This window comes from Streptomyces milbemycinicus, from assembly GCF_002154605.1.
GTDB classification, from domain to species: Bacteria; Actinomycetota; Actinomycetes; order Streptomycetales; family Streptomycetaceae; genus Streptomyces; species Streptomyces milbemycinicus.
Genome location: NZ_MUNE01000520.1, coordinates 1 through 11,850, shown reverse-complemented (window position 1 = coordinate 11,850; position 11,850 = coordinate 1). Strand labels below are relative to the sequence as shown.

The 11,850-nt window shown below is 69.5% G+C and carries 13 protein-coding genes and 1 pseudogene; 8 read left to right on the top strand and 6 right to left on the bottom strand.

Annotated features, from left to right (window positions below):
• Together CCN51_RS36250 and CCN51_RS36245 are read right to left on the bottom strand one after the other, a co-directional pair.
• Nucleotides 1-669 (bottom strand): annotated as a pseudogene (locus CCN51_RS36250) (ABC transporter permease); the annotation flags it as partial.
• On the bottom strand, nt 666-1,367 hold the full coding sequence (locus CCN51_RS36245) for an ABC transporter ATP-binding protein (RefSeq protein WP_014178170.1): 702 nt from the start codon (nt 1,365-1,367) through the stop codon (nt 666-668). The gene CCN51_RS36245 and the pseudogene CCN51_RS36250, both read right to left, overlap by 4 nt.
• A gap of 215 nt (nt 1,368-1,582) precedes the next feature.
• On the opposite strand from CCN51_RS36245, the gene CCN51_RS36240 reads away from it, so the two are divergent.
• From CCN51_RS36240 to CCN51_RS36230, 3 genes are all read left to right on the top strand, one after another.
• Nucleotides 1,583-2,968 carry a sensor histidine kinase gene (locus CCN51_RS36240; protein WP_106436660.1) on the top strand — a complete coding sequence of 462 codons (1,386 nt, stop codon included), beginning with the start codon at nt 1,583-1,585 and terminating at the stop codon, nt 2,966-2,968.
• The gene (locus CCN51_RS36235) at nt 2,965-3,651 is read left to right on the top strand and encodes a response regulator (RefSeq protein WP_014178168.1); all 687 of its coding nucleotides are present in this window, start codon (nt 2,965-2,967) and stop codon (nt 3,649-3,651) included. Before CCN51_RS36240 ends, CCN51_RS36235 begins: the two co-directional genes overlap by 4 nt.
• 168 nt (nt 3,652-3,819) lie before the next feature.
• Nucleotides 3,820-5,193: a DUF1996 domain-containing protein gene (locus CCN51_RS36230; protein ID WP_319637649.1), complete on the top strand. Its 1,374-nt coding sequence runs from the start codon at nt 3,820-3,822 to the stop codon at nt 5,191-5,193.
• A 50-nt stretch (nt 5,194-5,243) separates the two neighbouring features.
• Here CCN51_RS36230 and CCN51_RS36225 read toward each other — a convergent pair whose 3' ends face one another.
• Complete coding sequence (locus CCN51_RS36225) at nt 5,244-5,717, bottom strand: hypothetical protein (protein ID WP_238545417.1); 474 nt, start codon at nt 5,715-5,717, stop codon at nt 5,244-5,246.
• A gap of 217 nt (nt 5,718-5,934) precedes the next feature.
• Here CCN51_RS36225 and CCN51_RS36220 point away from each other — a divergent pair, with 217 nt between their 5' ends.
• Entirely contained in the window at nt 5,935-6,450 is a 516-nt protein-coding gene (locus CCN51_RS36220) for a DUF6879 family protein (RefSeq protein WP_014178165.1), read from the top strand.
• A gap of 164 nt (nt 6,451-6,614) precedes the next feature.
• Here CCN51_RS36220 and CCN51_RS36215 read toward each other — a convergent pair whose 3' ends face one another.
• Entirely contained in the window at nt 6,615-6,980 is a 366-nt protein-coding gene (locus CCN51_RS36215; RefSeq protein WP_014178164.1) for a hypothetical protein, read from the bottom strand.
• Between the two features lie 14 nt (nt 6,981-6,994).
• Nucleotides 6,995-8,254 (bottom strand): helix-turn-helix transcriptional regulator, encoded by a 1,260-nt coding sequence (locus tag CCN51_RS36210; protein ID WP_055414250.1) that lies wholly within the window; start codon nt 8,252-8,254, stop codon nt 6,995-6,997.
• Between the two features lie 358 nt (nt 8,255-8,612).
• Between CCN51_RS36210 and CCN51_RS36205 the strand changes: the two genes are divergently transcribed.
• From CCN51_RS36205 to CCN51_RS36190, 4 genes are all read left to right on the top strand, one after another.
• On the top strand, nt 8,613-9,788 hold the full coding sequence (locus CCN51_RS36205) for a methyltransferase domain-containing protein (RefSeq protein ID WP_043487306.1): 1,176 nt from the start codon (nt 8,613-8,615) through the stop codon (nt 9,786-9,788).
• A 161-nt stretch (nt 9,789-9,949) separates the two neighbouring features.
• Nucleotides 9,950-10,345, top strand: a complete 396-nt coding sequence (locus CCN51_RS36200; protein WP_238545416.1) for a hypothetical protein — start codon at nt 9,950-9,952, stop codon at nt 10,343-10,345.
• Complete coding sequence (locus tag CCN51_RS56080) at nt 10,346-10,516, top strand: hypothetical protein (RefSeq protein WP_014178160.1); 171 nt, start codon at nt 10,346-10,348, stop codon at nt 10,514-10,516. It abuts the gene before it with no gap.
• A 626-nt stretch (nt 10,517-11,142) separates the two neighbouring features.
• Nucleotides 11,143-11,364, top strand: a complete 222-nt coding sequence (locus CCN51_RS36190) for a hypothetical protein (RefSeq protein WP_086860565.1) — start codon at nt 11,143-11,145, stop codon at nt 11,362-11,364.
• Nucleotides 11,365-11,367: 3 nt separating this feature from the next.
• On the opposite strand, the gene CCN51_RS36185 is transcribed toward CCN51_RS36190, so the two are convergent.
• Nucleotides 11,368-11,850, bottom strand: a 483-nt coding sequence (locus CCN51_RS36185; RefSeq protein ID WP_107426148.1) for a LuxR C-terminal-related transcriptional regulator, incomplete at its 5' end; no start/stop codon positions are given.

Sequence of the window (11,850 nt, the reverse complement as noted above, 5' to 3'; positions counted from 1 at the left end):
CACCGCCGCCGTCACCGCCGCGCGCCCCGCGGCGATCCGGGCACCGGTGTCCGCGTGAGCGAAGCGGTAGAGCATCTGATAGCCGGGGCGAGCGCCGGGCGCGGTCAGCGCGGCGATCTGGGAGGGGGCCACCCAGGCGTCGGCGGTGCGGCTGACCGAGCGGGCCACGCCGACCACGGTCAGCGTCGGCTCGCCGGGCAGGTCCGGGAAGTTCAGCCGCAGGCCCGGCGAAGGGGGCACTCCGGCATCGTGGGACAGCACGATCTGGCCGGGCCGGGTGGCCCAGACTCCCTCGGTCAGGGTGACGCGGTCGACCGGATCGCGGCCGGGATCGGCGCGGCCGACAACCGACATCGGTACGAGCTTCTCGCCGTCGAGGCTCGGGGTGACCGACGCGGTCGGGAAGGGCCCGGCCGCCGCTGTGACCCCGCGGGCGTCCGCGGACCCGGCCAGCTGCGCGGCCGTGGCCTTTGCCGCGTCGTACCGCACCGACAGATGCGCGCCGCGCTGTTTGGCGAAGGCATCGGCGAACGGCGCGCTGGAGGCCACGAGCAGCGAGGCGCACAGGACGGCCGCGGTCACCGCCATTGTGGTGGCCAGGCCGATCACGGCGTTCTGCATCCGGCGGCGGCGCACCCCCGAGCGCACGACGCGGCCCAGGGCGCTCATCGGGCCTCCTCCGCCATGACGGTGTGCCCTTCTGCGGCGACCCGGCCGTCGACCAGCCGGACCGTACGCGTCGTACAGGACTGAGCCAGCGCGAGGTCATGGGTGACCAGGACCACGGTCTGCCCGGCGGCGTTGAGCTCGGTGAGCAGATCGCGGACGGCCTCGCCCGCGGCGGTGTCCAGCGCGCCGGTCGGCTCATCGGCCAGCAGCAGCGCGGGCCGGTTGACCAGGGCCCGGGCCACCGCGACGCGCTGCCGCTCGCCGCCGGACAACCGCCCCGGATAGGCGTCGGCGTGCCGGTCGACGCCGAGCGACTGGAGCAGTTCGGCCGCGCGCCGGTGAGCCGCACCGCGCGACCGGCCCGCCATGCGCGCGGGCAGGGCGACGTTGTCCTCGACGGTCAGATCGTCGAGCAGATTGAAGAACTGAAAGACCATGCCGATCTTCGCGCGCCGGAAGCGCGCCGACGCCGCCTCGCCCAGGGTGTCCACGCGCACCCCATCGACGGTGACGGTGCCTGCGTCCGGCCGGTCCAGGCCCGCGATCAGATTGAGCAGCGTGGACTTGCCGCTGCCGGACGGCCCGAGGATCGCGACGGCCTCCCCGGGCCGCACGGTCAGCGACACGTCGTCCAGCGCGGGCGGCCCCCCGTCGTATCCGCGGCTCACATCCCGCAGTTCGATCACCGGCGTGGTCATGGTCGTCTCTCCCTCAACAGGTACGTCTGGCGCTTGGACGCTAGGGGCGCGCCCTGCCTGGGCACGTCGCTCGGCCGGGTCATTTCCGGTACCTCGCCGGGATGAGGACGGCCGGGGTCATCCCTGCGATGTAGGCGAGCGATGTACGGGCGGGCGCCCCGAGGACCGGCGGGAGGATGTCCCGGGACCGGGCCGATGGCGAGAATGAGCCGGTGATGAACGTGCCGTTGACGGCCCGGCTGCGCGAGCTGGCCGGGCCGCTGAAGCGCGCCACCGGCCCGCTGCCCCGCCCCACCCGCCGCGGACTGTTCCTCGACGTGGTGCTGGCGCTGGTTCTGGGCATCGCCGCGGTCCAGTACGCGCTGGAGTACGCGGACAGCCCGGCCGGGGAAGTCGTCGACGGCGTGGTCCAGCCGTGGTACCCCGACGGGCAGCCCCTGCCCCCAGGCGAACCACCCACGTACCCCGACGAGCAGCCCCTGCCCCCAGGCGAACCGCCCGCGTACCCCGACGAGCACGGAGGCTGGTTCGGCCCGGCGGCCCTGGCGGTCCTCGCCTCGGCGCCGCTCGCGCTGCGCCGCCGGTATCCGCTCGCCGTGCTGTGGATCGTGACGGTCGCGGTCGCGCTGACGCCGACCGAGGCGCCGAGGATCACCTCCTACGCCTGCGTGATCGCCGCCTACGGCGCCGCGGCCTACAGTCCGTACCGGCGGGCCACGCTGGCGAGTCTGCCGGTGGCGGTGTTCGCGCTCAGCAGGCTCGCGGACGGCACCCTGCCCGTCGTCCAGAACGAGTACATCCCGCTGCTGATCCTGGTGCCGATCGTGGTGGCGGCCAACGGGCTGCGCACCTGGCAGCTGCGGGCCGGCGAGACCCACGCGCGGATGTCCGCGTTGGAGCGGGAGCGGGCCGCGGAGCTGCGCCGCGCCGCCGAGCAGGAACGCGCCCGTATCGCCCGCGAGTTGCATGACGTGGTGACGCACAACGTGAGCGTGATGATCATCCAGGCGGGGGCCGCCCGCAAGGTCATGGCGGCCACCCCCGACCGGGCCCGCGAGGCGCTGCTCGCGGTCGAGGCGAGCGGCCGGGCGGCCATGGCCGAACTGCGCCACGCCATGGGCCTGCTGACCATGGACGACGGCGACAGAGGCGGGGCCTCCGACAAGGCCGGGGCCGCCCCGGACCTCGCCCCCCAGCCGGGCCTGGGCCAGTTGGACGCGCTGGTCGCCCGGGTGCGGGAGGCCGGACTGCCGGTCGAGCTGACAGTGTCCGGGACGCCGCGGCCCGTCCCGTCCGGGATCGGCCTCGCCGCGTACCGCATGGTGCAGGAGGCGCTGACCAACACCGTGAAGCACGCGGTCGGATCGACGGCGGAGGTCACCGTCGCCTACGGCGACGACCAGCTTCGGGTGGCGGTCACCGACACCGGCGGCACCCCCAGCGCGTCCGCGGCGGCCGGCGGCGGGCGCGGGCTGATCGGACTGCACGAACGGCTGTCCGTCTACGGTGGGACCCTGCACACCGGGCCGCGCCCCGGTGGCGGTTACCGCGTCGAAGCAACCATCCCCCTGGAGGAGATGTGCCCCCTGGAGGAGAGGTGACCGGGCCGCTGCGCGTGGTGGTCGCCGACGACCAGGCGCTCGTCCGTACCGGCTTCACGATGATCCTGGCGGCCGACGGCATCGACGTGGTCGCCGAGGCGGCGGACGGCGCCGAGGCCGTCGAGGCGGTCCGGCGCACCCGGCCGGATGTGGTGCTGATGGACATCCGGATGCCTGATGTGGACGGTCTGGAGGCGACCCGGCGCATTCTGACCGGCGCCCCCGGCGAGCCCCGCGTGATCATCCTGACCACGTTCGACCTCGACCACTTCGTCTACGCGGCGCTGTCCGCCGGGGCCAGCGGCTTCCTCCTCAAGGACGTCACCCCCGAACATCTGGTCGCCGCCGTCCGCATGGTCCGCTCCGGCGACGCGCTGCTGGCCCCGGCCATCACCCGCCGCCTCGTGGAGCGTTACGCCCGCCGGGACCCCGACACCTCCGCGCTCCACCGCGACCTGGCCGCGCTGACCCCGCGCGAGGCCGAGGTCCTGCGGCTGCTGGCCCAGGGCCTGTCCAATGCCGAACTCGCCGCCCGCCTCCATCTCTCCGAGGCCACCGTCAAGACCCATGTCGCCCGCATCCTCGCCAAGCTCGGGCTGCGCGACCGGGTCCAGGCCGTGGTCGTGGCGTATGAAACCGGGCTGGTCAGCCCCGGTGGGCGGCGGGATACGGAAGGCGGCTGACAAGAACGCTGAGAAGAACCGCCCCCGTTTACGTATCTCTTCGGTATGCGACGACAACCGATGAGGGGCGGCCCGGTGAAAAACAGGAAGAGACATAAGCGGTCCCGAGTGATCGTGATGTCCGTGGTCGGTGTGACGGCCTTGGCTGTCGGGGGCGGAGCGCTCCTGATGACCGACAACAACGCCTCGGCAGCCAAGGAGACCCCGGCGCAACAGGCGGCTGCGCGGGCCGGCATGACGGTCAAGTGCCCGGATGTCGCCACCAGCCTGTCGAACGTGCCGCAGCAGGCGCGGCCCGCCGTCAACAACGAGCTGGCGAAGATGGACAGCCAGGTCGCCGACGCGTACCAGCGGCTCGCGGAGCCGGGCGCGAAGGCCGACCAGGAGTCCGTACGCACCCGCGTACTGGACCCGCTGACGTCCGAGCGGCGGCAGACCCTGGACCGGATCGCCACCGAGATCGAGAAGGTCCAGCCCCGCCCGTCGGGCCTGGACTCGCTCGCGGCCTGCACGGTCAAGCAGGATCAGGCGGCCGCCGCGGACGCCCAGGCCGCGGCGCCGAACACCCCCGCGGCGGGGAACACGGCCCCGGCCGCGGGCGCCCAGGGCACGGGCGGTCAGGGCACGGGCGCCCAGGGCACGGGCGGTCAGCAGCAGTCCGGCCCGCAGCGGGCGGACTTCGTGGACATCCGCAAGGTCAAGCCCAACGTCAAGAACCCCCGGGTGCAGGGCAAGGGCTCCAAGGGCACCTTCTCCTCGCGCTGCGGACGCAACGAGAACAAGCACTTCAACTCCGACAACGTCATCGTGGCCCCCGGCGTGAGCAACGGCGCCCACCACATGCACGACTACGTCGGCAATAAGAAGACCGACGCCTTCGCCTCCAACCAGGTCCTCGAATCCGCCGGGACCACCTGCACCAACGGCGACCGCTCCACCCACTACTGGCCGGTCCTGCGGCTCCAGGACGGCACGAAGGAGTTCGACGCGGGCGCCCCGGGCGGCGGAACGGAGGGCAACGTGGGGCGCATCCTGCGGCCCACCTCCGTACAGCTCAGCTTCAAGGGCAACCCCGTCTCCAAGGTCGTGGAGATGCCCAAGTTCCTGCGCATCATCACCGGTGACGCCAAGGCGTTCACCAACGGCACGGCCAACGCCAACGCGTCCTGGAGCTGCACCGGATTCGAGAACCGCCAGCTGAAGGACAAGTACCCGCTGTGCCCGAAGGGCAGCAACGTGGTGCGCACGTTCAAGTTCCAGAGCTGCTGGGACGGCAAGAACATCGACAGCGCGAACCACCGTACGCATGTGGCGTTCGCCCGCGCGGACGGCTCGTGCCAGCAGGGGTTCAAGGCCATCCCGCAGCTGGTCCAGCGGATCACCTACAAGCTCGCGCCCGGCGCCCGGAACTTCGCGGTGGACAGCTTCCCCGAGCAGTTGCACAAGCCGGTGACGGACCACGGCGACTTCATCAACGTAATGTCGCAGAAGCTGATGAAGCAGGCCGTGAGCTGCATCAACAGCGGCCGCAAGTGCGGCTGACACGCTAACCCGGCAGGGGGCCAGTCCCCCTGCCGGGCCTACTGCCGGGCCTATCGCGCGTCCCCGAGGCCCAGTGCTTTGAAGGCGATGCGCTGGTCGACGTAGAGCAGGGCCACCGTGGCCCCGAACATCACCGCGGCAAACGCCAGATGCCCCGCCGTCGACGTCACCTCGGCGCCAACCGCCCCCAGCGCGGCATGCGCGCCCAGACGCAGGGCGATCAGCCCGAAGGCGATCTTCCGGGTGCGGGAGTTCTTCAGCATCGCCCGCACCAGCTTCATCCGGCGGCGCAGCACGGTCAGCCCCACCACGATATTGACGGCGGCGAAGGCGGCGATCACCATCCACGCCCCCGACCACGCATGACACAGATCGTAGGCCGCGCCGCACACGCCCTCGAAGGCGAAGAACCACACCGGCAGCGGCTTGACGTCCACGAGGTCCGTGGCGGGCGCCGTGGCAGTGGCCTGGTCCTGCTCCTGGCCCTGCTCCTGGCCCCGCTCGGAGGTGATGACGCCGCTCATGTCCATCCGTCCCTCGGTGGTCGGTGTCGCGCTTCCTGGCTTCCTGCTGACACTTCGATCCTGCCGATCGCGCGCCGCGGCGGGCAGATCCGGCCATCACCACCTGCCGATGACAAAAGTCAGTGCCCGCCCACTGAACCGAAGCTTCCGCTGCCGCCCCACTCCGTTACGGTCGGGATCCCATCCCGGATGATCCCGATGATCAAGGAGGCATGCGATGCCGTCGAGCGTGCCCAGCTTCGCTGAGCTGCTTGGCCAGACCGAGCAGTCGGCCGTCCATTTGGAGCTACGAGACTTCTACGCTCCTACGGAACGGTTCGAGGCATGGCGGCGCGGTGAACGGATCGACTGGGAGGATCGCGAATCCTGGTGGCATCCCTACGATCAGCTGATTGCGGACACCGTGGCCCGGGGTGTGGCGATCCGCCGAACCCGAGTCGTCTCCGAGCCCGTATCGGAGTACATCCGGTGGGAGCACTACGTCACCCACGCCAACGTCACGGCAGGAGAGCAGGTACGGTGGCTGCCCCGGCGTCTGACCACGAACATCCCACTACCCGGGAACGACTTCTGGTTGTTCGACACGACCTTGCTCAGAGTGCACCACTTCTCGGGTGACGGTGTGGTGGTGGAGGACGAGATCACAGCAGACGCGGAGACCGTGAAGCTTTGCTTCACCGCTTTCGAGGTGGTTTGGAAGCGAGCGATTCCGCACCACCTGTACGAGATCTGACACAAGCCGACTCCATGCCCCATACCCGTCTTCGAGCGTTCAGGAGGCTCGCGAAGAGGGTGTCGTGATGCTGTCGACGGCTGAGCCCACCATGCGTACGGCCCCGGTTCCGCCTGGGAACCGGGGCCGTACGCGACAGAAGACCGGGCCGTTCCTGACGGGCCTCAGCTCAGAGACTTCTCGATGGCTTCGAAGATGTCCGCGTCGGTTTCCTTCTGCCAGTCCGGCAAGTTGGGCCAGTCCGCCACGTATGAGGGCTTCGGGTCCTCGAAGTGCTTGAAGATCTGCGCCGTCCAGCAGATTGCGATGAAGCGGCCCTTCTGCTCACGCGACAGGCGTGACGCGTGGCCGCCACTCAGCTCCAGGAACCGGTGTACCTGCTCGTACACGGAACCAGCGGCTTGGCGCTCCCACTCCGGGGTGTCGTCCCAAGGCGTGACATAGCTGGGTTTTGGTTCGCCGGGAAAGTGCTCCTGTACACCGGCGATCCACGCCTCGCGAAACACTCGTGCACCTTCGATCTGGGACATGCCTGCCTCTCTCGTCACGTCGTGCCCAACGCGTTGATCTCCGCCTTCAGCCCGGCCACACGGCCATCGCGGGCCAGTGGGCCGAACTCAGCTCGCAGCGCCCGGAGCCTACGGGCGACATAGCCCGAAGAGGACTCCTGCGCCAGTCGCAGGGCCTTACGGCCGAACGTCACAACCTGATCTACGTCACGGCGCTTTGCTCCGATGACGGCGAGATCCACAAGCACAGCCCCCCGGCGACGGAACGAGTGCCCCGGAGCGAGGGCGCGTTCACCCAATGCCGTCACGAGGGCGTTCTCGGCAAGGTCAAGGCGCCCGAGCTGCAAGTAGCGGGCTCCCCGCTCCTCGGCAAGCCGCGAGCCGTCGAATCGCAGCCATCCACCGTTGTGGCCCAAGCCAGTCAGGTGCGTCACCTGTTCGGCCTTGTCAAGCGCACGCTCACAGGCGGTGAAATCATCCATGCCCGCATACGCCTCTGCCTGCACGGCTGCGACCCAATGACGCGTTGACAGCTCGCTGTCCCCACGCCTGGCGATCCGTTCCGCAGCCGAGAGAAGGTTTGCGGCCTCTCCGTAGCGGCGGTCATGCAGATCGATGTACGCATGCCTGATGAGTGCGCAAGCCCAGAGATCAAAAGCCCCCGCGTCCTTGCTCGCCGAAGCCGCCACGGCATACGAGGAGGCAGCATCCGCGTAGCGGTTCCTGTCGAAGGCAAGCTCCCCGGCGAGCTGGAAGAGATCTCCTGCGGCGCCGCACAGTGACGGCACTTCTGTGCTGGGTCGCTTCTTGAACGCCTTACTCAAGGTGCCAAGCTGCTCGTGCACGATAGGGAGAACCGGCCCCTTCGAGCAGGCGAGCTGGTACACCTGCCACAGGTGGGCGTTCATTCGCAGAAAGTCGGCCACGGCCCCTCGGTGCGCCCTTTCACTGAGCTCTTCCACCTCGTCACCGGGCAATGCCGCCAGTGCACCGGTCACCGTTATAGCGCGCAGGAACTCGCGTCGGATCATGTCCTCGGTGACCCCCGGGGTGTGGTCGTCGCTGGACGGTGATGACCCTGCGGCCTCCTGGGGCAAGGCGTGTGATCGCCCTAAGAGGGAGTCCAGGTCGGCAAGGTCGACTTGCAGAATCTCAGCCAGCTTCGGTCGTAACGGTGGCTGAGGCTCGCTCTTTCCGCACTCCCAGCGGCCAACTGTTGTGCGGTCGACGCCGAGCGCCTGGGCCAACGTCTCCTGACTGTAGCCCAGGACCTTCCGCCGCTCAGCAAGGCCCACGAGCGTCCCCCTCTCAACCTCGCCTATCACGTGCGTGGTGCACACCGTGCAGCCGATGTGCATCAAGACTGCCGCATTGATGCCGTGGAGTGCGTCATATTCCAGCGGTTTCCTTGACGTTGTCAGCAATGCCTGTTGACTCCCGCTCCGACCCCAAGATGGGCCGAGGTCGGAGCGGGTGCACCACCGTAATGACAGCCACAACCGAGGGAGCAGGTCATGGCATGGGGAACAGGTAATGGCGGCGGCGGGGGCGATGGGAAGCACTCGGGGAAGAAGGACCCGGGTACCTCGGCGCCGTCGCCGGACACCGCGCAGCCCAAGCAGCCCCCGAAGCACGGGAAGTAGAGCGCGCCTGATGGTGAACATTGGTGCGGCTGAGCAGATCGCCATGCGCGGTCTGCTCAGAACTCTCAACAAAACACTCCCTTCACCTCTGGCACAGGAGTGGGAGCGCGCCTTCTGGGCCGTTCCGCGCCACGCGTTTCTGCCGGAGAGAGTGTGGGTGGGTGAGGACCTGACGCCCTGCTCGTACGCGGCGGACCCGGCGGCCTGGCTGCAGACGGCCTACGCGGACGATCCGGTGATCACACAGATCAACGACGGTACCGATCCGGGTGACGGCGACTGCTGGCCGTCCTCGTCGGCATCCGCACCGTCCATCGTCTTCCGCATGCTCGACCTGCTGAACCTGGCGGATGGGTGCCGAGCGCTGGAGATCGGCACCGGCACGGGCTGGAACGCTGGACTCCTGTCGCACCGGCTGGGTCCGGGGCTGGTCACCACGGTCGAGGTGGACCCCGTTCTCGCACAACAGGCCGCGCGCCGCCTGAAGGACGTAGGGCTGGAGCCGACGGTGATCAGCGGAGACGGGGCGGTCAACCATGCGGCCGCCGCCTCCTTCGACCGGGTCATCGCCACCTGTTCGGTGCGGGATGTGCCCCGCGCCTGGGTGGAACAGACACGACCGGGCGGAGTAATCCTCACCCCGTGGGAGTCACCGTGGTTCTGTTACGGGCTCCTGCGACTGACGGTGGATGGACAAGGGCGGGCATCCGGCTGGTTCTCTCCACATTCGGCGTTCATGCTCATGCGTAACCAGCGCACGGATCTGCGGATCTACCGGGACGTGGTGCGCGATGAGCATGTGCCGACCGAGTCCATCGCGCGACTGTCGCCCTGGGCAGTGACGGGGGACGACTGGGCGGCTCAGTTCGCTATCGGGCTCATGACGCGGGACGTGTGGCGGACGTGGCACGACAACCCCGTCGAGGGGGTGACTTCCCGGCTGTGGCTGGCCACCACCGATGCCACGTCGTGGGCGGCCGTCGACTGGGACGGTCGGACCGATGAGCGGTTCATGGTGTGGGAGCACGGTCCGCGTCGACTGTGGAGCGAGGTGGAGGCGGCGTACCACTGGTGGCGGCACGTCGGCAGTCCCGATCCCACCCGCTTCGGGATGACGATCACGCCCGACGGCGTGCACACTCCCTGGCTCGACGCTCCGGACCGTCCCATCCCCGCGTTGAACTGACGGAACCCCGGTCGCCCTATCCAACTGCTGGGCGAGTTCGCGTTCGTAGTCGAGGTGGACGGCGGCCTTACTCCAGATCCTCGCCACATGCAAGACGCCCGCAACCCGACTGCGACGGGCCCGGGGGGCGTGGCCCCTCAACCGCTTGGAGGTTGATGAGCATGGCCCAGGCTATCGCCTGGATCTTCGTAGCGCTGTTACGGCTGCTGTTGCCGCCGTCCGGCCGTCACCGCGCGGCCGAGGCTGCCAACGGCCGCCCCGCCGTGCGGCACCAAGGCGCGCCGACGATGCACACGGCGCGCCTGCCCGACGCGCCCGCGCGGCCCGTTTCGGCGGAGCGCGCGGACGGCCCCACCGTCCCGTTCCGCCCGGCCTCCGGGCCGCCGGACGGCCACGCGGCGGCCATGGTCCGGCCGTACGTCGTCGCGTACGAACAGCAGCGGGAGCAGAGCGCCGAGCGTCGGTTGCGGCGGCGTCGGCGGCGGACGCTGTGGCTGGCCATGCGCGGCATCGACATCGGCCCGCGCGTCATCCACGGCATGAGGGTGGTGACGTAGGTGAACACCCCAACAACGCCCCCGCCGCAGCAGGGGCAGGACGACGGACAGCACGGACACGACGAGCATCAGCAGGGCGGCCAGGACCGCCCGACCCTGGAGGAACTGCGGCAACAGTCGGTGGCCCTGAGCGAACAGATCGCTCAGCATCTGGGACGGGGGGCGAAGTGAACCACGCACCAGCCACCAGGGTCGACGCGCCAAGCCCCTGGGGGGCCAACGCTGACGCGCCTCCGGTCGAGACGACCACGTGGACGGACACCGACCCGTTCGCGGACACCTCATACGAGGGTTCCCCCGAGGGGTGGTGGACACGGTACAGCGGAGCGCTGGACGTGCGCTCCGGCGTCGTGTTCATCCCACCCGGGGCCGACCCGCCGCCCTCCCCGTTCCCGCGCGCCCGATGCCGTGCCAGGGTGAAGCGGTGAACGGCGCGGACTGGACCGGCATCCTCCCCCGTCTGGCGGTCGGCATGGTGGTCTACGACCGGCGTTACGAAATGCCGGGAACAATCACCGACTTCGACGGACCGATGGTCTGCCTCACCCGCCCCACCGGCCTCAAATGGCGATCACACTGTGCCTCAGTGCGACCCGCTACACAGTACGAGCGGCGCCAACTGCGGGCCATCGCACAGCTTCACGCCCAGCGCCAACGCGGCATAGCCCCCGCGTAGACAGACCCCTGACCCCATTTGTGGTGAGTATGGGACGACGACACGCTGACGACACGGCGTGTCGTCGTCCCATACTCACCACAAAGCCACGACACAGAGCACTTCGCCGGAGCGATCCCCCATGGCTGACGGACCCTGGCACGCCGAATGGACGTTCTTCAGCACATCCGACAAGTCACTACGCGATCTGTCACGCGAGGAAACCACCGAGAGGCCCGAGCCCTGGAAACTCCTCGTCGCAGCCCTGTACTCCCAAGCGATGCTCACGGCGGACGAGCTCGGCACATGGCAGTACATGAGCCCGGACGGCTGGGCGAACGTCACCATTCGCTTCATCCCGTAGCAGTCACAACCGCTCCGGGAATCGTCGCGCCCCGGGCCCCGCGCCACCCGAACGGGGCACGACCAGGCCGAACTCATACGCCAGCATCACCGCTTGGGCGCGGTCGCGGGCGCCGAGTTTGGCCAGGACTCGGCTGACGTGGGTCTTGACGGTCTCGGCGCTCACCGTGAGGCGGGCGGCGATCTCAGCGTTGGACAGGCCCTCCGCGATGAGGCGGAGCACTTCGGTTTCGCGCGGGGTGAGGAGCGCGAGCGGGGAGGGTTCGGCGGTGTGGGGGCGTAGGCGGACGAACTCGCCGATGAGGCGGCGGGTGACGGTGGGGGCGAGCAGGGCGTCGCCGGCCGCGACCACGCGTACGGCCTCGAAGAGGCGTTCCGCGGTCATGTCCTTGAGGAGGAAGCCGCTGGCGCCGGCGGCCAGGGCGTCGTAGACGTACTCGTCGAGGTCGAAGGTGGTCAGCATGACGATGCGCGGGCCGCGGCCCGC

Coding starts and splice junctions, on each gene's coding strand:
- CCN51_RS36245 (WP_014178170.1), bottom strand. CDS start 1,367: ATGACCACGCCGGTGATCGAACTGCGGGATGTGAGCCGCGGATACGAC.
- CCN51_RS36240 (WP_106436660.1), top strand. CDS start 1,583: ATGAACGTGCCGTTGACGGCCCGGCTGCGCGAGCTGGCCGGGCCGCTG.
- CCN51_RS36230 (WP_319637649.1), top strand. CDS start 3,820: ATGACCGACAACAACGCCTCGGCAGCCAAGGAGACCCCGGCGCAACAG.
- CCN51_RS36225 (WP_238545417.1), bottom strand. CDS start 5,717: ATGAGCGGCGTCATCACCTCCGAGCGGGGCCAGGAGCAGGGCCAGGAG.
- CCN51_RS36220 (WP_014178165.1), top strand. CDS start 5,935: ATGCCGTCGAGCGTGCCCAGCTTCGCTGAGCTGCTTGGCCAGACCGAG.
- CCN51_RS36215 (WP_014178164.1), bottom strand. CDS start 6,980: ATGTCCCAGATCGAAGGTGCACGAGTGTTTCGCGAGGCGTGGATCGCC.
- CCN51_RS36205 (WP_043487306.1), top strand. CDS start 8,613: ATGGTGAACATTGGTGCGGCTGAGCAGATCGCCATGCGCGGTCTGCTC.
- CCN51_RS36200 (WP_238545416.1), top strand. CDS start 9,950: ATGGCCCAGGCTATCGCCTGGATCTTCGTAGCGCTGTTACGGCTGCTG.
- CCN51_RS36190 (WP_086860565.1), top strand. CDS start 11,143: ATGGCTGACGGACCCTGGCACGCCGAATGGACGTTCTTCAGCACATCC.